Annotated in this window: 17 protein-coding genes and 1 pseudogene; 11 read left to right on the forward strand and 7 right to left on the reverse strand. The window is 60.8% G+C overall.

Going from position 1 to position 19180, the window contains the following annotated elements; translation table 11 throughout:
- Nucleotides 1-84: 84 nt before the first annotated feature.
- From ABIA45_RS29605 to ABIA45_RS29620, 4 genes are all read left to right on the forward strand, one after another.
- Nucleotides 85-1701: an acyl-CoA carboxylase subunit beta gene (locus ABIA45_RS29605; protein WP_404654587.1), complete on the forward strand. Its 1617-nt coding sequence runs from the start codon at nt 85-87 to the stop codon at nt 1699-1701.
- Entirely contained in the window at nt 1698-3674 is a 1977-nt protein-coding gene (locus ABIA45_RS29610) for an acetyl-CoA carboxylase biotin carboxylase subunit (protein WP_404654588.1), read from the forward strand. The genes ABIA45_RS29605 and ABIA45_RS29610 overlap by 4 nt, the downstream gene beginning before the upstream one ends.
- Nucleotides 3675-3919: 245 nt before the next feature.
- Nucleotides 3920-4741: a hypothetical protein gene (locus tag ABIA45_RS29615; protein ID WP_404654589.1), complete on the forward strand. Its 822-nt coding sequence runs from the start codon at nt 3920-3922 to the stop codon at nt 4739-4741.
- Between the two features lie 88 nt (nt 4742-4829).
- Nucleotides 4830-5585 (forward strand): ThuA domain-containing protein, encoded by a 756-nt coding sequence (locus tag ABIA45_RS29620; RefSeq protein WP_275501904.1) that lies wholly within the window; start codon nt 4830-4832, stop codon nt 5583-5585.
- A gap of 112 nt (nt 5586-5697) precedes the next feature.
- On the opposite strand, the gene ABIA45_RS29625 is transcribed toward ABIA45_RS29620, so the two are convergent.
- Nucleotides 5698-6093, reverse strand: coding sequence for a hypothetical protein (locus tag ABIA45_RS29625; protein WP_404654590.1), 396 nt, complete (start codon nt 6091-6093; stop codon nt 5698-5700).
- 157 nt (nt 6094-6250) lie between these two features.
- On the reverse strand, nt 6251-6439 hold the full coding sequence (locus ABIA45_RS29630; RefSeq protein WP_260375729.1) for a hypothetical protein: 189 nt from the start codon (nt 6437-6439) through the stop codon (nt 6251-6253).
- A gap of 394 nt (nt 6440-6833) precedes the next feature.
- Here ABIA45_RS29630 and ABIA45_RS29635 point away from each other — a divergent pair, with 394 nt between their 5' ends.
- The gene (locus tag ABIA45_RS29635; RefSeq protein ID WP_271539860.1) at nt 6834-8186 is read left to right on the forward strand and encodes an IS1182 family transposase; all 1353 of its coding nucleotides are present in this window, start codon (nt 6834-6836) and stop codon (nt 8184-8186) included.
- Nucleotides 8187-8883: 697 nt separating this feature from the next.
- Nucleotides 8884-9756 carry a tetratricopeptide repeat protein gene (locus ABIA45_RS29640; protein WP_404654591.1) on the forward strand — a complete coding sequence of 291 codons (873 nt, stop codon included), beginning with the start codon at nt 8884-8886 and terminating at the stop codon, nt 9754-9756.
- A gap of 241 nt (nt 9757-9997) precedes the next feature.
- Here ABIA45_RS29640 and hisN read toward each other — a convergent pair whose 3' ends face one another.
- Nucleotides 9998-10774: a histidinol-phosphatase gene (hisN, locus tag ABIA45_RS29645; protein WP_271541815.1), complete on the reverse strand. Its 777-nt coding sequence runs from the start codon at nt 10772-10774 to the stop codon at nt 9998-10000.
- A gap of 627 nt (nt 10775-11401) precedes the next feature.
- On the opposite strand from hisN, the gene ABIA45_RS29650 reads away from it, so the two are divergent.
- Together ABIA45_RS29650 and ABIA45_RS29655 are read left to right on the forward strand one after the other, a co-directional pair.
- On the forward strand, nt 11402-12751 hold the full coding sequence (locus ABIA45_RS29650; RefSeq protein ID WP_198399861.1) for an APC family permease: 1350 nt from the start codon (nt 11402-11404) through the stop codon (nt 12749-12751).
- A gap of 293 nt (nt 12752-13044) precedes the next feature.
- Nucleotides 13045-13380 (forward strand): hypothetical protein, encoded by a 336-nt coding sequence (locus tag ABIA45_RS29655; protein ID WP_271541817.1) that lies wholly within the window; start codon nt 13045-13047, stop codon nt 13378-13380.
- A gap of 93 nt (nt 13381-13473) precedes the next feature.
- Here the strand turns inward: ABIA45_RS29655 and ABIA45_RS29660 are convergent, their stop codons facing one another.
- Nucleotides 13474-13644, reverse strand: coding sequence for a hypothetical protein (locus ABIA45_RS29660; protein ID WP_271541819.1), 171 nt, complete (start codon nt 13642-13644; stop codon nt 13474-13476).
- Between the two features lie 272 nt (nt 13645-13916).
- Here ABIA45_RS29660 and ABIA45_RS29665 point away from each other — a divergent pair, with 272 nt between their 5' ends.
- Together ABIA45_RS29665 and ABIA45_RS29670 are read left to right on the forward strand one after the other, a co-directional pair.
- Complete coding sequence (locus ABIA45_RS29665) at nt 13917-14138, forward strand: hypothetical protein (RefSeq protein ID WP_404655857.1); 222 nt, start codon at nt 13917-13919, stop codon at nt 14136-14138.
- Nucleotides 14099-14338 carry a hypothetical protein gene (locus tag ABIA45_RS29670; RefSeq protein ID WP_404654592.1) on the forward strand — a complete coding sequence of 80 codons (240 nt, stop codon included), beginning with the start codon at nt 14099-14101 and terminating at the stop codon, nt 14336-14338. Before ABIA45_RS29665 ends, ABIA45_RS29670 begins: the two co-directional genes overlap by 40 nt.
- A gap of 91 nt (nt 14339-14429) precedes the next feature.
- Here ABIA45_RS29670 and ABIA45_RS29675 read toward each other — a convergent pair.
- From ABIA45_RS29675 to ABIA45_RS29685, 3 genes and pseudogenes are all read right to left on the reverse strand, one after another.
- A pseudogene (locus tag ABIA45_RS29675) lies at nt 14430-15870 on the reverse strand (IS1182 family transposase).
- Nucleotides 15871-16102: 232 nt separating this feature from the next.
- Nucleotides 16103-16819 carry a B12-binding domain-containing protein gene (locus ABIA45_RS29680; RefSeq protein ID WP_404654593.1) on the reverse strand — a complete coding sequence of 239 codons (717 nt, stop codon included), beginning with the start codon at nt 16817-16819 and terminating at the stop codon, nt 16103-16105.
- Between the two features lie 398 nt (nt 16820-17217).
- A complete protein-coding gene (locus ABIA45_RS29685; RefSeq protein ID WP_404654594.1) occupies nt 17218-18189 on the reverse strand; it encodes a LysR family transcriptional regulator in 972 nt (323 codons plus the stop codon).
- A 95-nt stretch (nt 18190-18284) separates the two neighbouring features.
- Here ABIA45_RS29685 and ABIA45_RS29690 point away from each other — a divergent pair, with 95 nt between their 5' ends.
- Entirely contained in the window at nt 18285-19178 is an 894-nt protein-coding gene (locus tag ABIA45_RS29690; RefSeq protein ID WP_271541826.1) for a TauD/TfdA family dioxygenase, read from the forward strand.
- Nucleotides 19179-19180: the final 2 nt, after the last annotated feature.

Here is a 19180-nt window from a genome sequence, read left to right on the forward strand (position 1 = left end):
GCGAAGCAATCCAGAATCTCTCCGCGGATGCAGCCTGGATTGCTTCGTCGCTTCGCTCCTCGCAATGACGAGCAGGATCAAGTCATGTCCACCATCGAAAACACCATCTCCCCCGGCAGCGCCGCCTATCAGGCCAACCGCGACGGCATGCTCGGCCTGATCGACCGCATGCGCGCGCTCGAGGAGCGCACGCGCGCGGCATCTGCCGCGGCCAAGGACCGCTTCCACAAGCGCGGCCAGCTGCTGCCGCGCGAGCGCGTCGCGCTGGTGCTCGATCCCGGGGCGCCCTTCATCGAGCTGTCGACGCTCGCCGGCTACATGTTCGACGTGCCGGATGCGAACAAGAGCGTGCCGGGCGGCGGCGTCATCGCCGGCATCGGCTTCGTCTCGGGCATCCGCTGCATGGTCAGCGCCAGCGATTCCGGCATCGACGCCGGCGCGCTGCAGCCTTACGGCCTCGACAAGACCTTGCGGGTGCAGGAGCTCGCGCTGGAGAACAAGCTGCCTTATGTGCAGCTGGTCGAAAGCGCCGGCGCCAATCTGCTGCGTTACCGCGTCGAGGATTTCGTTCGCGGCGGCAACATTTTTCGCAACCTGGCGCGGCTCTCCGCTGCCGGTCTGCCTGTCGTCACCGTCACGCACGGCTCGTCCACCGCCGGCGGCGCCTATCAGACCGGCCTCTCCGACTACATCGTCATGGTCCGCGGCCGCACCCGCGCCTTCCTCGCCGGGCCTCCGCTGCTGAGAGCCGCGACCGGTGAGATCGCGACCGAGGAAGAACTCGGCGGCGCCGAGATGCACACGCAAGTGTCCGGCCTCGGCGACTACCTCGCCGAGGACGATCGCGACGCTCTTCGCATCGCCCGCGAAATCATGGCGGCGCTGCAATGGGAGCGGCCGGGCAAAGCCTCAGTGCAATTCAAACCGCCGCGCTACGACCAGGACGAGCTGCTCGGCATCATGCCGATGGACCACAAGCGCCCCGTGGACATGAAACAGGTGATCGCGCGCATCGTCGACGATTCCGATTTCACCGAGATGGCGCCGAGTTACGGCCCGGCTACCGTCTGCGGCCATGCCCGCATCGAGGGCCAGGCCATCGGCATCATCACCAATAACGGCCCGCTCGATCCGGCCGGGGCCAACAAGGCGACGCATTTCATCCAGGCCTGCTGCCAGACCCGCACGCCGATCCTCTATCTCAACAACACCACCGGCTACATGGTCGGCAAGGCCTATGAAGAGGCCGGCATGATCAAGCACGGCTCCAAGATGATCCAGGCGGTGACGTCGGCGACCGTGCCGCAGATCACCATCTATTGCGGCGCCTCGTTCGGTGCCGGCAATTACGGCATGTGCGGCCGCGGCTTCCATCCGCGCTTCTGCTTCTCCTGGCCCAACGCCAAGACCGCGGTGATGGGCGGCGAGCAGGCCGCCGAGACCATGGCGATCGTGACCGAGGCCGCCGCCGCGCGCCGCGGCAAGCCGATCGAGAAGGACAGGCTGGACGCCATGAAGGCTGAGATCATCGGTGTGTTCGACGGCCAGATGGACGTGTTCTCGACCAGCGCCCGCGTGCTCGACGATGGCGTGATCGACCCGCGCGACACCCGCGCAGTGCTGTCGGAGGTGCTCGCGATCTGCCGCGAGGGCGATGCGCGCACGCCCCAGCGCATGCAGTTTTCGGTGGCCCGCCCATGAGGAACGGATCAGTGCAGCACCGGCCGTTCTTCAAGATCCTGGTCGCCAACCGCGGCGAGATCGCGCTGCGCGTGATGCGCAGCGCGCGGCGTCTCGGCCTCGGTGTCGTCGCGGTCTATTCGGATGCGGATCGCGATGCGCTCCATGTGCGCGAGGCCGACCAGGCCGTGCGCATCGGCGAAGCCTTGCCGGCGCAGTCCTATCTCGACATCCCCGCGATCATCGAAGCGGCGAAGGCGAGCGGCGCGGATGCCGTTCATCCCGGCTATGGCTTTCTTGCCGAGAACGAGGCGTTTGCCCGCGCCTGCAAGGATGCCGGCCTCGTCTTCATCGGCCCGTCGCCGCAAGCGATCGAGGCGATGGGCAACAAGGCCGGCGCCAAGGAGATCATGCAGAAGGCCGGCGTGCCCATCGTGCCCGGCTACCAGGGCGCTGAGCAGGGCGACGAGGTCATGCTCGCCGAAGCCGGGAAGATCGGCTTCCCCGTGATGATCAAGGCGGTCGCCGGCGGCGGTGGCCGCGGCATGCGGCTCGTCACCGATGCCGCGTCTTTCCTCGATGCGCTACGCAGCGCGCGGTCGGAAGCGAAGGCCGCGTTCGGCGATCCCACACTTATCCTCGAACGCGCGATCCAGAACCCTCGCCACATCGAGATCCAGGTGTTCGGCGACAGCCACGGCAACGCCATCCATCTCGGCGAGCGTGATTGCTCGGTGCAGCGGCGGCATCAGAAGCTGATCGAGGAGGCGCCGTCGCCTGCCGTTACGCCTGAGCTGCGCGCGAAAATGGGCGAGGTCGCGGTCGCCGCCGTCAAGGCGCTCCGCTACGAAGGCGCCGGCACGCTCGAATTCCTGCTCGATGCCAGTGGCGCATTCTACTTCATGGAGATGAATACGCGGCTGCAGGTCGAGCATCCCGTGACAGAGGCGATCACCGGGCTCGATCTCGTCGAGCTGCAATTGCGTATCGCGCGCGGCGAGCCGCTGCAGATCAAGCAGCAGGACATCAAGTACTCCGGCCACGCCATCGAGGTGCGGCTCTGCTCCGAAGATGCCGCGCAGGATTTCATGCCGCAGTCCGGCCGCATGGCACGCTGGCAAGTGCCCGACGGCATCCGCGTCGAGCACGCGTTGCAACCGGGCTCGGAGATTCCGCCATTCTACGATTCCATGATCGCCAAGCTGATCAGCCATGGCGCCAATCGCGAGGAGGCGAGGGGGCGGCTGATCGTTGGCCTCGAGCAGCTCACCGCGTTCGGCGTGACGACCAATCAGGCGTTCCTGTTGTCGTGCCTGCGTCATCCCGGCTTTGCCAAGGGTGAGGCGACGACGGCTTTCATCGGCGCCCATCGCGACGAGCTGTTGGCGCCGCGGGCGGATGCCGCGTTCGATACCGCGCTGGCGGGCCTGCTGCTCTACGTCACCAATCCGCGCGCGCCATCGTGGCAGGGCGGACGGAGCCTTGCCGTCACCTTTCCGCTGCCGGCGAAAATCGACATCGGCGGCGATGTGCACGAGCTCGACATTACGCGCGAACGCGACGGCAGTTACACGGTCGCCGCCGAAGGACGCCAGGAAAAGTTCGAGATCGACCAACTCGATCCCGAGGCCATTCGCTTCCGGCACGCCGGCGTGATGGACAGCGCAAAATTCCTGCGGGATGGCGAACGGCTGTACGTCCAGCACCGCGGCATCCCGCTCGCGGTCACCGACCTCACCCTCGCCGCACCGCAGGCGGCCGCAAGCAATGGCGGCGACGGCAAGGTTCGCGCCGCCATGAACGGCCGCGTGGTCGCCGTCCTCGTCAAGCCCGGCGACCGCGTCACCGCCGGCCAGCCGGTGCTGACGCTGGAAGCGATGAAGATGGAGCATGTCCACAAGGCCGGCATCGACGGCGTGGTTAGCGCGATCGACGTCGCCGAAGGCGATCAGGTCACGACGGGCCGCATCGTCGCGGAGATCGGGGCGGGTTAGCGCCACAAACGCGGTCTCGTAGGGTGGGCAAAGGCGCGCAGGGCCGTGCCCAGGAATGTCGATCGCAAGCGGGATCGTGGGCACGCTTCGCTTTGCCCACCCTACGGCTGTGGCAGCCGCTCACGTTCCGAAAATGAAGTAATTTCAATATCTTGATTGTCGCGTAAACCTCACGGCTTTTCTCATTGAACATAGTTCATTTTAAAGCTACCAATATTGAACGATGTTCATTTCTGGAGATGTTCATGCTGCGCGCGCGCGACCAAGCTCAACCGGCCAATGCACCGGTCCCGCCAGTCATTCGCCGAGTCTCGAACGCCCCACTCCAAACCGGCGAGAAATATCTTATCGGTGCGCTCCTCGTCCTGACGCTCACCGCGCTTCTGGCGCCCGCACTGCCCGCCGCCGCCTGGCACATCCCGCACTTCGTCGACAGCCGCGCCTGGCTCGGCGTGCCCAACGCCGGCGACGTGCTGAGCAATCTCGCCTTCCTCGCGATGGGCGTGTGGGGCTCGGAGCGGCTGCGCGCCCGCTATGATGCGCCGGTGGGTGCGAGCTGGTTCTTCGTGGGGTTGATCCTCACTTGCCTCGGCTCGGGCTTCTATCATCTCGACCCCGATGCGCCGCAACGGCTCGTCGCCGATCGTCTCGGCATGGCGGTCGCGTTCGCAGGATTTCTGGGCATCGCGGCCAGCGAGCGGATCAGCACGCGCGCTGGCGAAGCGGTGCTGGTGCTGACGATGATCGCGGGCCTGCTGGCGGCCTGGGTCGCACGCGAGAATCTCACGCCATGGGTGGTCGTGCAGTTCGGCGGCATGGCGCTGGCCATGGGCCTGGCGTTCACACGCCCGCGGCCCGGCGCACTTGGCGTGCCGCTCGGCGGCGTGATCGTCTTCTATGTGCTGGCTAAGCTGTTCGAACTCGGCGACGTGACCGTGTTCGAAGCGACGGGGCATATCGTCTCCGGCCATACGCTCAAGCATCTGGCTGCGGCACTGGCGGCGTGGCCGGTGATCCGGGCGCTGGGATCTAGGCCGGGTACTCTTGAGCGGCTGGCCGCCGCTTGATGTCCCCTGCGTAGGGCGGCGCCGCAGGGCGCGCGGCGCGCCGATATGTGCTAAGCTTTTCTGGCCGGTTAAGCATCGGGAGAGGATTGTGACGCGACGCGAGTTCGTCGCACTCGTCAGCAGCGCGGCGGCAGTCCGACCGCTCGGCGCGCGTGCAGAGCGCCCGCCAGAACGTGTCCTCTATTTCACATACTCGGCCGGCTATCGGCACGACGTCATACCACTTTCCGAAGCAATCCTGACGCAGCTTGGAAGGAATTCCGGTGCCTTTGAGGTCATCGCAACCGAAGACTTGTCTGAATTTTCGACCGGAAACCTCGAGCGGTACGCCGCTGTGATGTTCTACACAAGCGGTGAAATTCCGATGAGCGGCGCCCAGAAGATGGCACTTCTCAACTTTGTGCGTTCGGGCCGTGGCTTTCTCGGCGTTCACTCGGCCACGGACACATTCTACACTTGGCCAGACTATCTCGATCTGATCGGCGGCTACTTCAACGGTCATCCCTGGCATCAGGGTGTGACCATCGAGGTTGCTGATGTTGCAGATCCACTGGTGGCGTTTCTGGGGAATTCGTTGCAGTTGAACGATGAAATCTACCAGATCAGCGACTTCGACTATCGCCGATCACGCGTGCTCCTGCGCCTCGATCAAAGTTCGGTGGACCTCAATAAGGCCGGTGTGCATCGACGCTTCTATGGTTGGCCGCTCGCCTGGAAACGATTTTACGGCCAGGGGCGAGTATTCTATTCGGCGCTTGGCCACGAGGCGTCGGTCTGGCAGGACCCGCGCTGCCAGAAAATCCTGACTAACGCTATCCTCTGGTCTACGAGAAGGTCGGCCTAGTGCAACCGGATTGCGATGCCGCTTGTGCCTTTCCTGCAGGCAAATATTGTGACGGCTATCGAGAATCCGCGCCAACAGCGGCCCAGTTGGCAATCAGTTCTTACAAGGCTGGTCAATCGTCTACGCCAAAGTCCGTCAATTTCCAGCCGGATTCATCCTTAGCGAAAGAGTAGATGATCGAGTCGCAAAAGGCAGAGTAGCTAACCACCCCCTTGGGAGATGTGTCCTTGACAGGCTTCTGCTTGGCAAGACACGCCCGGTGCGCAGGTCTGAAAGCACCCTTCCAGATCACAGGAAACTCCGCCGCTCGCCGCAGATCCTGGTAGAGGACAGGATATTTAATCATGTCCGATACGGCCTTCTGGTCGCTCTTACCGACTGCAGCTTTGAACTGCGTCCAGAACGTTGCGAAACCGTCATTGCTCCCTGCCGCAAGCCCCGGTCCCGCTGATGTCAGCAAACCAGCTACAAACAACGTCCCGCCGATGACCGGTCCCATCCAATTCATTCTAATCTCTCCAGCGTCCACGATCGGCACTTGAGACCAGCCGGGCACCAAGACCTCGCGACATCTGTCGCGGGAGAGAACTTGTAGGTTCAGGCCGCCTGCCCCGGAGTCATTGCGGAAGCGTTCTTAGGAGGCTGCGACAGGTTGCTGCCTGCATTCACCCTCGTTGTTTCTCTTCAGCGCTTTTTCCATCGGAGCTTTTAGAACGCTCTTCGAAACGATCAGCGCCCTTGGCTAGATCATGCCCAATCTTGCTCTCGTTTTTCGCTTCGTCTTCGGAAGCCGCTTCGTGCAAACCTTCAGCGGCCTGTTCCCCCGCTTTTGATGATTTTGGTTCGTGAGCCATTTGTGAACCCCCCCTGATAAAGGGGCTTTCCAGGAAACTTGCTGGTCCAGCCAGCTTGACATACCACTTTCCAATCGGATCGCCTGGACATTGTTCCAAGTCCCATTGAGTGGTCGCCGCGTAAACGCCAAGCAGTACAGGCTAACACCAGCGGGAAAGAACCTATGGTGTATCAGCTCCGAAGCGTAAGCGCTTCTAATTCGAGCCGGAATGTCCGCTTGGGATCATGAGCTCTCTTCGGAGCGACGGTTGCCTGCTTCCGGTCTACTCCAATGAGGCGACCAACCGTGACGCGCCGAGACTTCGCGTTTGGGCCGATTTTGTTGAAAAACGCGGCAGTTGCGACTCAAGGATAGCAGTGATTCAGTCTGTCTAATTGGCAGGACTGAAGATCATGATGGGGCATCAGCAAGTCGAGCAGGCTGCGTTGTTCTATGAGTTCTCGCTCGAGAAGCATATTCCCTCCGACCATCTTTTGAGATCGGTCGACAGGTTCGTCGACCTGCAAGAGATCAGGCGGGAGCTGGCACCTTTCTACAGTAGCATCGGCCGACCTTCGATCGATCCTGAACTGATGATCCGGATGCTCCTGATCGGTTACTGCTTCGGCATTCGATCGGAACGGCGCCTTTGCGATGAGGTTCACCTCAATTTGGCCTACCGGTGGTTCTGCCGGCTCGGTCTGGATGGAGCGGTGCCGGATCATTCGACATTCTCCAAGAACAGGCACGGCCGCTTCCGGCACAGCGACCTCTTCCGTCGCGTGTTCGAGAGCGTGCTGCGCCGCTGCATCGAGGAACGACTGGTTGGCGGTGAGGGATTTGCGGTTGATGCGAGCCTAATCAAGGCCGATGCCAATCGGCAGAAGGGCATCGAAGGCGATAAGGGACTTCCGCCGGAGGCTGCCGGCCGAGCAATCGATGAGTATCTGGCTGTCCTCGATGATGCCGCGTTCGGAGCGGCGACCGAGGTTACCCCGAAGTTCGTATCGCCCTCCGACCCGGCGGCGCGCTGGACGGGGGCGCACGGTGGCCAAGCGTTTTTCGCTTATTCGACGAACTACCTGGTCGACGTCGAGAACGCGATCATCGTCGATGTTGAGGCAACGACGGCGATCCGGCAGGCGGAGGTATTGGCCGCCAAGCGCATGATTGAACGATCGCTAGAGCGGTTTGATCTCTATCCGAGCCGGCTACTCGGTGACAGCGGCTATGGCTCGGCCGAGATGCTCGCTTGGCTGGTCTATGAGCACGGCATCGAACCGCACGTTACAGTCTTCGATAAGTCCGCCCGCACAGACGGTATCTTCTCGCGCGACGACTTCACCTATGACCATGCTGGCGACATCTATCGTTGCCCTGGTGGCAAAGTTCTTACCACCACCGGAACGTTGGTGAATGATGGTGCCACCATGCTTTACCTCGCCAGCAAGCGCGATTGTGATCGATGCGCATTGAAGGCTCGGTGTTGCCCCAAGCAGGCATCACGGAGGGTGCCGCGCTCCATCTACGAAGGCGCTCGCGACATGGCGCGCCAGATCGCCAAATCGTGGGAGGGAGGCACCTCGCGCCGGCTTCGCAAGAAAATCGAGATGTTGTTCGCCCACCTCAAGCGCATCCTCAAGCTCGACCGTTTGCGTTTACGAGGCCCGAACGGCGCGCGCGATGAGTTCATCCTCGCGGCCACCGCCCAGAACCTTCGAAAGATGGCCAAGCTCATCCCGATGCCCACCGCGAGGCTCGCATAGGGTCGATGGAGCAGTTCGGTCACGTCGCGACGGAGCTATTACAACAAAATACTGCCGGCCTTTTTCAACGGAATCGGCCAGAAGCGGAAGTCTGAGTTGCGCCGGATCAGCTCTCGTTGCGACGTCGACACAGTGTGCCGAAAAGCTCTCGGAGAGAATATCGCCGATAGTGGGCGCCGTATGAAAACCGCAGCCGTCGTTCCCGCTGCTTTGCGATTGCCCTTCCGTGACGGAAGTAGAGAGCGATGGTCGCGAGAATGACGATAACGCCAATGATCCAGTGTCCAGACCCGAATAGCGCAATGATGAATAGCCAAACGACGAAACCCGCAACCAGCCAAAGAAGCAAATAGCCAATATACGAGGGAAAATCCGGCATCTTGTTTATCGGCATGCTTCCCGACCACTCCGTCACTGGACCAGCTGCAATGCGCACCAACCTAGCTCTAGTACGTCAACCGATAGGCCCAGGAGATGGGTAAAGTTCTGATGTTGAATCGCGAATGACATTACCGTTAGCCTCAGCCACGGCCCAAATCACATGCGAAGCCCACGCTGATCTACCTTCGCAAGGGCCAATAGCCTCTACTCGCTTGACGATTGTTTAACCGAAATCCGCGTTAACGTTGCAGTGTTCCATGGGCCTTGCTACCGATTGAGTTACCATCGGCAAGCGTTTTTCAGCCCGGAGAAGTAAATGAAATTGGGCTTAGAGCTAAGGCGGGTCCTGAGCGGGATTGCTTTCCTGTCCGTGCTCTTGCCCTTCTGTTCTGCGGCAATTGCGTCTGACGCCGAGACTTACCAGACGGCTGCTGCCGTTGCCGTAAGCAAGCTGGATTTTGACCGAGCCATTCAAATCTACTCCAAAGGGTTTGAACAGCAATTCAGTCTCAAGGACCGGGCGGAGCTGCTGCGGATGAGGGGTGTAACTGCTCAGCTGGCAAAAAGATGGGATCAAGCCGAAGCTGATTTTACCGCGGCCGTCGAAATGGTCGGTTCTACCGACCCGCGCGCTTATCGGGACCGCGGCTTTTTCTATCACCACAGAGGTCACTTCGAACTTGCGCTAGCCGACTACACCGCAGCGGCGAAGCTGTTCCCGGATAACGGGGCTTTCCCCAACGGTCAGGGGCTGGCGCTTATGGAGCAGGGCAGATTCGACGAAGCGATCAAACGGTTTGACGAAGCGATAAAGCTTGCGCCGACATCAGGTCTATTCACGCTTGGAAGGGCCGAGGCCTACAATCGTTCGGGCCGACCGCAAACCGCTTTGGGGGATTACGACAAGGCGATGGCACTCGGACATCTCGCGCTAAACGATACCTATCGACTTCGCGTGGGCGTCGGAGCCGCTCATCTCAAATTGAAGAATGAGAAGGCCGCGATCGAAAGCTTGGATAAGGCTGTCGAACTCGACCCGAATTCGATTACAGCCCTCAGGTACCGAGGCCTAGCCTACGAACGGGCAGGTGAGCTTGATCGTGCGTATCGCGACTACGAGACCGTCTTAAGACTACATCCAGGCGACGAATTTGCCGTGAAGCAGCTGCAGAGGCTCCGCGCGAAGTAGGGATCAAAGGTCGCCTGATCTACAACCATTACCTCAGATATGGCTGCTCGGGTGGCCTCGGAAACTGAAAGCATCAGGTCTGCTTCGGGTCAAAATGCGAAGAACTCAGGTTGAGAAAATCTAGTCAGGTTCACTACGATGAGCGGACCTCCGCCAGCGGAGCCGCAACTTTGCCTTCGGGCCAGAAGCGGAAATCTGTCGCTGCGGCAGAGATGTCCATCAACCCCGCAGGCTAACTCCGTTAATTGAGGAGGTGAAGGGCCGCTGCATGAAGACCGGCAGTTGCTGAAGCTAAGACCGGACCACCCTCCTCAGCCCTTCCCCCATCGATGCGCGTCACCACTCCGCCCGCCTTTTCGATGATGGGGATCAACGCGACGATATCGTAGGATTGGAGCGAAGGTTCGACTGCGAGGTCAATGCGACCAGCAGCGACCATCGCAGTGGCGTAGCATTCGCCGCCGTAGCGAGTCATCCGGACTGAGGCGGCAAGGCGATCGAAGGCCTGCTTGAGCTCACCATCATAGCGATCAGGCGAGTTCGTATGCAGGATGGCCCGCGACAGCGTGCCGACGTCTCGCGTGGACAGTCGCTCGCGCTTGCCTGCATATTCGTACCAGGCTCCATCAGCGGTGGCCCAGAAACGCTCACGCGTGAAGGGCTGGCTCATCATTCCCTGTTCGGCTCGACCATTGACGGTGAGCCCGATCAGTGTGCCCCAGACGGGAAGGCCGCAGATGAAGGGACGCGTCCCATCCACGGGGTCTAAGACCCAGCGGCAGGAACCGCTTCCGGTTAGACCGAGTTCTTCGCCCAGAATGGCATGGTCGGGATATTCGGCCTCGATCGCAGCTCGAATAGCAATCTCGGCCTGCCGGTCAGCGTCGGTCACCGGGTCGAAGTAGCCCTCTCCAGTTTTGGAATCGATGGCAAGGGCGGTGCGAAAGCGTGGCAAGGTTTCGCGATCGGCGATATCTGCCAGTCGATGGAGGAAATCGGCGCTCGGTAGTCTCGGCATCAAACACTCCAATTGTGCACGCTCACTGCCGTTGTATCCGGATGGCTGGCGAACTACATCCTAAACTTGCATAATGTCCGGTGGTGATCTTGAAGGTCGCCCTCGAGACCTCGCCAGGCGCTATAAGTCGCTCGACCTGATCCGGTCGCCTCCTGGCGACGTATTGAATACCGAGGCGGTGGGCTGCACTCATCAACGGAAAGACTCGCGCAAGCACAACGAGCAGGTCCAGCCCTCCGTTGGAGGGCATGCGAACGGACAGCGGCGTAGCAGGGGTAGTGTTCGCACCATCACTGGAGGCTGAATACCAGGCTGATTTTGTCCCGGGACGTCACTCGCCAAAAGAACAAGCCTGCATTCGGTTCCATTTCGCACCCGCACCCACTTTCCACATCGCAGATCGATCATCCCCACAATAAGTCTTGGCCGTGCGGCGTGAAAGCCAATACGCTGTGTGGTGGCAATGACGCCAGACGCACTCGTGGGTCGCAACAGCGGGTATCAGCATTGCGGACAAGAGTGCGTGCGTGAGATCCGTTGAGAGGCTGCGCGATGACCGATCTTTCCTTGAAAGCCGCGACACCTGCTCCACCCGACACCGATGCCGAGCCGAGCCTGCGCCGGGTCATGGGCCCGTGGCTCCTCCTGCTTTTCATCGTCGGCGACATTCTCGGCACCGGCATCTATGCGCTCACCGGCCAGGTCGCCAACCAGGTGGGCGGCGTCGTCTGGCTGCCGTTCCTCGTCGCCTTCGTCGTGGCGCTGATCACTGCGCTGAGCTATCTCGAACTCGTCACCAAGTATCCGAAGGCCGCAGGCGCCGCGCTCTACACCCACAAGGCGTTCGGCATCCATTTTATCACGTTCATCGTTGCGTTTGCGGTGATGTGCTCGGGGATTACCTCCGCTTCCACTGCCTCTCGCGCTTTCTCTGCAAACATGTCGAACGCGTTTGGCCTGGGCCTGTCGGGGTTCGGCATTACCATGACTGGGCTCGTCTTCATGGCGGTTGTTGCCGCGGTCAACTTTCGCGGCGTTGGCGAAAGCGTCAAGGCGAACGTTGTTCTGACCTGCGTCGAGCTAACGGGCCTCTTGATCATCATCATCATCGGCCTTTGGGCGATCGGCCTCGGCCAGGGTGACGTCTCGCGCGTCACGCAGTTCAAGGCAGGCGATGCCGGCATGTTCTGGCCGGTGATCGCTGCGACCACGCTCGCGTTCTTTGCCATGGTCGGCTTCGAGGATTCCGTCAACATGGCGGAGGAATGCAAGGATCCGACACGGCATTTTCCAATCGTGCTGCTTGCCGGACTGCTCATCACCGGCGCAATCTACGTGCTGGTCTCGATCTCGGCGATTACGCTGGTTCCGCCGGAGAAGCTCGGCGAAGGCGAGACGCCGCTGTTGCAAGTGGTGAGGGCCGGCGCGCCGAACTTTCCGCTCTGGATCTTCGGCTTCATCACCATGTTTGCGGTGGCCAACTCCGCGCTGATCAACATGCTGATGGCGAGCCGGCTCGTCTACGGCATGAGCCGCGAGCATGTGCTGCCGCCGGTGCTTGGCAAGGTGCATGCGAGCCGGCGTACGCCCTACATCGCGATCGGCTTCACCACGCTGCTGGCATTCGCACTGATCACCTTTGTCGGCGAAGTGCCGGCGCTCGGCGGAACGACCGCGCTGCTTCTGCTCTGCGTGTTTACGGTGGTCAATATCGCGGTGCTGGTGCTGCGCAAGGACAACGTCGCACACGACCATTTTCGTACGCCGACGATCCTGCCGGTGCTGGGGGCAATCTCCTGCGCATTCCTGGCCGGGCCATGGACCGGACGGGCGATGGTCCAGTACCAGGTCGCGGGGGTCTTGATCGCCATCGGCGTCGTGCTCTGGGTGATCACGACGCTCGTCAACCGCGCCCAAGGCGTCAGGCCCGAGCAGCCAGACATGGAGACGATCGGCGGACGGGGACCTGTGAACTAGCTGCAGCTCGGGTGGTGCGATGCTGCCCGACGCGGCGAGGTCGGCTATGGGTCATTCGCGTCGATTTCGCCGCGTCACCACCACGTCCGGTCTAGCCCCGGCTGCTGACGTGCACGGCGCCATCGCGATCTTCGCCTTCGGGCCAAAAGCGGAAATAAGGGAGGACATGTGCGCCTGACCAGAGGCCATTCGGCTCGCAACCAGCGGGTTCGATTGATCTACATCAACCTCCTGTGCAGAGAGAGCCGCAATCTGGCAAGCGGGGCTTGAAGAATTCAACGAAAGGTTCCCTCATGCTCCGCTATATTCTCGCTCCCCTTGCCGCTTTCGTTTTGCTCGTGGTCTGCTTGATCCCCGATGATGCCGAGGCTCGGCGCGGCGGAGGTGCCTATCGGGGTGGCGGCGGTTACCGCGGCGGTGCGGTCGCAGTTCGAGGACCGCGGGGCGGCGGCGCTGTTGCGGTGCGCGGCGCTGGCTACCGGGGCTACGGCTATCGGGGCGGCTATCGCGGTTACGGCTATCGGGGCTACGGTGTCGGAGCGGCAGCGGTAGGCGCGGCTGCGGTTGGCGCTGCTGCGTACCGCCGCAGTTGCTACGATGCGTACGGAAACTATATTTGCGCCTATTAATCCGTGGCGCCGCGCGATAGCCCGGCTGGCCCTCTGCGCACAAGCGCGGGCGGTGACCGTCCGACGATGGTGACCCCCGCAAGCGTCAGTGGTCTATCCTTCTTCGCTCACGATGAGGGCAAGCGTCTCAAGCTGGTTTCCCAGCGCCGTCCAGCTATGCGAAATATTGGTCAACACGGCAGCTCGGCGGGCCGAATTGGCTGGATCGGCTGCGAGGATTTTGTAGTTCGCCGCATATGTTCTGCATTGGTCAATGGTTGGCATTAGGACCCTTCCGGCGGGGTAGAACTCACCCGTGTTAGGGGCAACATTACCGGCCTTCTGCAAGTTCCTGCCTGGTATCAGTTAGGGCAGGTGAATTCCTGCTGGGGCCGCGCGACGGCCTGTGTAAACGTATTCCAAAATCATTCTATCGCTCTAAATTACACAGGTCATGTACTAACCTGCTTTTCCGAACGGGGGGCGGAAAGGCTGCACTAGGCTTGGAGTTCTTTTCGGCCGTTCGCTAAGGTTTGCCCATAGCTCGGGAGGATGCTGTGACTGCTTTGAGCGAACAACGCGTCCGTGAGATTTACGAGCATTTCGCCCATGGTCGTTTAAGGGACCTTGAGGATGCTTTAGACGAGCAGATCGATTTTCTGAGCCATGCTCCGCCTGATCTTTTCCCGTACCTCGGAAGGCGGGCGGCCGGGCCGATGTTCTGCGAGCATTCGCTGAAGTGCATGAAAAGCTGGAAGTTCTGTCGTTTTGGCCTATGACCATTGTGGTCAATGATGACCGCGCGGCTCTCTCGGTTATTATTAAGGTGAAGGATCGCGCCACGGCACGGTCTGCCCACTACCTTGCAGCACACTTTCTTCGGTTTCGCAAAAACCGCATCATCGACTTTTGCGCCATCATCGACTCCCTCGACGCAGCGCGCCAATTGGCTGGGCAGGAGCCTACCGTTCAAAGATAGCTAATGGAGTCACGGGAGGTCCGCTTTGGGTCTTGGCCGTGTAAAAACGTGCTAACAGGGTCGTCAGTCTGAAGGCAAAACTAGGCCGGCCTCAGGCCGCGAGCGCGGCGATCAGCGGCCTAATCCCGAGGATATTCATTGCTCGGGTCAGATTGTAGGCCAGAACCGAGAGCGCCATCTCGGAGGCTACCCTTGGCAGAGTTTTGGTCAGGAAGTGCGTCGCTCCCATGCGTGCCTTCATCGTGCCGAACGGATGCTCGACGGTCTCGCGACGAAGGCGCATGGCGAGCGGGTTCGCATCGAGCCGCTGCTGCACGGCGTCGAGTAGATCCTCGTGCTCCCATCGCGTGATCCGGCGCTCTGACCCGGGCGTGCACTGGGGTTTGATCGAACAATTCTTACAGGCGTTGGTCCAATAGCGCCGCAGCATCTTGTCGGCTTCTTCGTTTGTATAGCGATACGGCAATCGCTCCCCGGCCGGACAACGATAGGCGTCTTCCTCAGGCAAATAGACGAAGTCCTGCTTACCGAAGCGTCCGTCCGACTTGGCGCCCGAAGTCATCGGCTTGGGTAGAGTTACCGTGATGCCGGCCTCGTGGCAGGCGAGGATCTCCGGGCTGCTGAAGTAGCCGCGATCGGCAACGGCCTCGAGCGTCTCAGTCTTCAGAACAGCCTTCGCCTGCATGGCCATATTGGCAAGTTGTGCCCGATCTGAGCCGCTGTTCGTCACCTCATGCGCGATGATCAGGTGATGGTCGGTATCGACGGCGACTTGGACATTGTAGCCGACAACGCCGGATCCGCGGCCACTGGTTGCCATCGAACGGCTGTCCGGATCGGTCAGGGAGATTTGCTGATCCGGCGAAGCGAGCATCTGCCTCTCGTAGGTGGCGAGCTTGCCCATCTCCTCCTTCAGCTTCGTCAGCTTCTCGGTAAGCCTCGTCACCTTCGCCGCCAGCGCCTCGCTCGGCTCCTGTCGGTCGGCCGTGTCAAGTTGGCTTAGATAGCGCGCGACACTCTCCTCCAAACTGAGCGCGCCGCCGCTCCACCTTCGCGCGCGTGAAGTTCCTGTCCCGGTTGTTCACGGCCTTGAACTTGCTCCCATCGATGGCGACGCTGGACGTCGTGAGAAGACCCATCCCGCGGCAGAGCTCAACAAAGCGCGCACATACCTTGCGCAGCGCCAGGCCGTTGTCCTTGCGGAAGTCCGCAATCGTCTTGTGATCGGGAGCGAGCCGACCCAGCAGCCACATCACCTCGACATTGCGCCCAGCCTCTCGTTCCAGCCGCCGGCTCGACTGCACTCGGTTTAGATAGCCGTAAATGTAAAGCTTCAGGAGAACCGAGGGATGGTACGACGGCCGACCGGTGGCCGCCGGCTCCGCACCCTCAAAGCCCATCTCAGCCAAACTGAGCGCATCGACAAATACGTCGATCACGCGAACTGGGTTACTCTCGTCAATGAAATCATCGAGGCATTCGGGCAACAGCGTCCGCTGCCCACGATCCGCCTCTTCAACAAAGCGCCTCATCGATTCCCCCAAAAGAATCACGGGAGAATCATAACAGCCGCTCGCCGTTTTCACACAGCCAGGGTCATTCGCGTCGGTTTGCCGGTGCGGCAATGACTTCCGGTCTAGCCGGACAAGCGGACGTGGTCAGATCGGGCCCGCAGGTCTCGAACGGGCCAGAAGCGGAAGTGCTCTAATCAGGAAGTGCTCAGCAAGTTGATGTCGGTAGCCAGCTCAGCGCCAGGCACAAACCTCACCACCCTGATTTAATCGCATATCCGCCGACTATGACCTTCGGACGAGCACCGCCCGGCAATTCTCTGACAAGACCGGAGATAGCCGTCACACCGGTGAGTTGTTGGGGCAAAGCCATCGAGATCAACAGCGCTTTGGGGGCAACCGCGATAATTTGCTGAGCTAGTTCATGCAAATCGAGATGGTCGACGACAGTTGGTGTACAGTTGCTGTTACTTTCCAACCAAAGAGCGAGAATGCGGACGGCCAGAGTATGAGTATTGCCCGGCGCATTCATGAGAAAGTACCGGGGTGCCCCTTTTCGACGTCGTGTCCTACCCCGTCGCATGCTTCCTTCGATCAATTCGATGACGCGCTCGCTAAAAGCAGTGAATTCGTGTTCGTCCGCAACGGTGATGGTGCCGGAATGCCACTGTTCGCCGATCTTGTAGAGCAGCGGGGCCAAAATTCCGAGGAGAATATCAACGGGCTTGAAGTTAGCGGCGATCGCTTCCTCAACAAGCTGCTGAGCCAAACGAATATCATTTCGTCGCCCTGCTTCGTAGAGCGAATTGTAAACACGGCGGAGAAGCTCGGAGTGCTGGACCACATCGCTTGCGAATATATCCGGGTGCTCTGACTCGCACCTCCGGCAGAGTCCGTAAGTGACCGACAACTCTTCAAAGGGAAAGGTTTCGCCTTGAAACCTCTGACAGTAGGAGCACCACTTCAACATTAGCCTTAGCACCTCCCAGCTTCGCTAGTGGCTGCGATCGTAATTCCTTTTTTTAATCCGCAGCATCATTCTTCGTGACTGTCTACGTCAAAGACTAATTCAAATCACCTCGGCAATCCCCGGTAAGTTCAAAAGTGAACACCCGGGTCCCTTGCGCTTTTTGCGCTCCTTATAGTTGAGCGGGAATCGACCGACGCGCCAGCCCCTCTCGATAAGACCTAGCCAAGGGTGACCTCAGACTGCTGGATGAATCCGGAACTGGGATGGTCGCTTTGGGTCATTCAGGTCAGATCGGCCGAGGCTCCGCAATGTCCGGTCGACCTCCAAGAGCTGACCGGCAGCCTACCGTGGAGAATAGCCGCGAAGGGCCAACAGCAGACTCAGTCCAATCAAGCGTACTAGCGACTGGATTGTGAAGTTATCGCCTTCCCGACTTTGCGGATGTGCTCCACGAAAAGGCCGACGGCCGGGCTCAAGGTGCGATTCTTCAAGGTAAAGATCGCTACGGGCCGCGCTGTCGCCTGTGGGCCGAGATCGATCGGTAAGGTCTTCACGACCAAACGTTTCACGTTGAGGACGGGGACCGCGGAGGCGGCGACGATGCTCAGGTACTTGCCGGTCATTAGCAACATGTCGCGCAGTTGGAACGAATAGGTCAGCACGCTCGCCTGCGGAACGCTCAGGCCGCAATTGCGGAAAGCTTCCTCGATGAAGATGCCCGGCATTTCGTTCGGCGGATACAAAATCCACTTCTCGTCCATGAGGTCCGCGAGTTCGAGCGTCCGACGCCGCGCCCACCTGCTTGCCGTTCCGGCAACGACAACGAGCGGGTCGTGATACAGAATCTCGGCGTCCAAATCCTCCTCGGCGAATGCCGGCCCGATACGGCCGAGCATCAGGTCGACGTTCCGGTCGCGCAACTCACGGATATCCAGGGCCAGGGGGTTGGTCTGGATCACGTGCAACTTGATGCCGGGATACTGATCGCCAAGCTGTTCCACGACGGCCGGAAGCAGGGTCGCCGCCAAGGTTTCGGGGCATCCCACCCGGACCTCGCCAACGCGCGGATCAGACATGAACTCGATTTCGCCGACCCCCTGCCGCAGCTCATCGAATACGCTAAGGCCGCGTTGCACAAAGGCGCTGCCATAGGCAGTGGGTTCGATGCCCTGAGGACCGCGATCCAATAGTCGCACGCCGAGCGCATGCTCCAGATCGGCAATGGACTTCGAAACCGCGGGCTGCGTGATGGACAACTGCTGCGCCGCCTTGGCCATGCTGCCGCGCTGCACGACGGTCAGCAGTACGTGCAGGTCGCGCAGACGGATGCGGCGACCGATCCGAGTGTCCCAATGCTCACGCGAAGGCATAACTTTTTCCTCATTTAGATAGTCCCAATTCGCGTATTCCCTTTATAGCGCGCCCCCATATCCTCCGCAGCAGATTTCGAGGACGGAGGTTCGCGGTGGCAATCCAGAGTCGGCAATTGCATCCCCTCTTCGTCGCCGAGATAACCGGCGTCGACCTGCGTACCTGCGGTCCCTCAACGACCGTCGAGATCGCAGCGGCACTTGAGCGCCACGGCGTGTTGGTATTTCGCGGGCAGGCACTCGAGGACAGGCACCAGGTCGAGTTCAGCAGGCTGTTCGGGTCGCTGGAAGCCCCGATTGGAACGATCCGCCGTGATCGCAAGCACCGCCTGGGTCGCGAGCTCGCGGACATTTCGAACCTCGATGAGAACGACAATATCCGCGCATCGTCCGACCGCTGGCGCATGATGCTGCGCGCCAACGAGCTTTGGCATACCGACAGCTCGTTCAAGCCTGTTCCGGCGAAATTCTCGCTTTTGTCGGCGCGCGAGGTTCCGCCGGAAGGTGGCGAGACTGAATTCGCCGACTTGCGAGCCGCCTACGAAGCGCTTGACCCTTCGACCCAGGACAAGATCGCACCGCTCGTCGCCGAGCATTCGATCTTTCATTCGCGCAGCCTCGTCGGCTACACGGAATTTTCCGACGAGGAGCGCGCCGCGTTGCCGCCGGTTCAGCAGCCCTTGGTACGCCTACATCTCGGCTCCCAGCGCAGGACGCTATTCCTCGCATCGCACGCATCGCACATCGTCGGGTGGCCGATCCCGCAGGGTCGCGCGCTGCTCAAGGACCTGACGGATTTCTCGACCCAGCCGCGCTTCGTCTACCAGCACCATTGGCGCGTCGGCGATCTCGTCATGTGGGACAATCGCTGCACCTTGCATCGCGCCCGGCCGTACGACGACATGCGATGCCGCCGCGACATGCGCCGCACCACGGTCGAAGATTCGACGGCGCCGCAGTCGCACTCCTTCAATCCCCCAGCAGCCTGAAG

Source organism: Bradyrhizobium sp. USDA 336, from assembly GCF_044908355.1.
GTDB classification, from domain to species: domain Bacteria; phylum Pseudomonadota; class Alphaproteobacteria; order Rhizobiales; family Xanthobacteraceae; genus Bradyrhizobium; species Bradyrhizobium yuanmingense.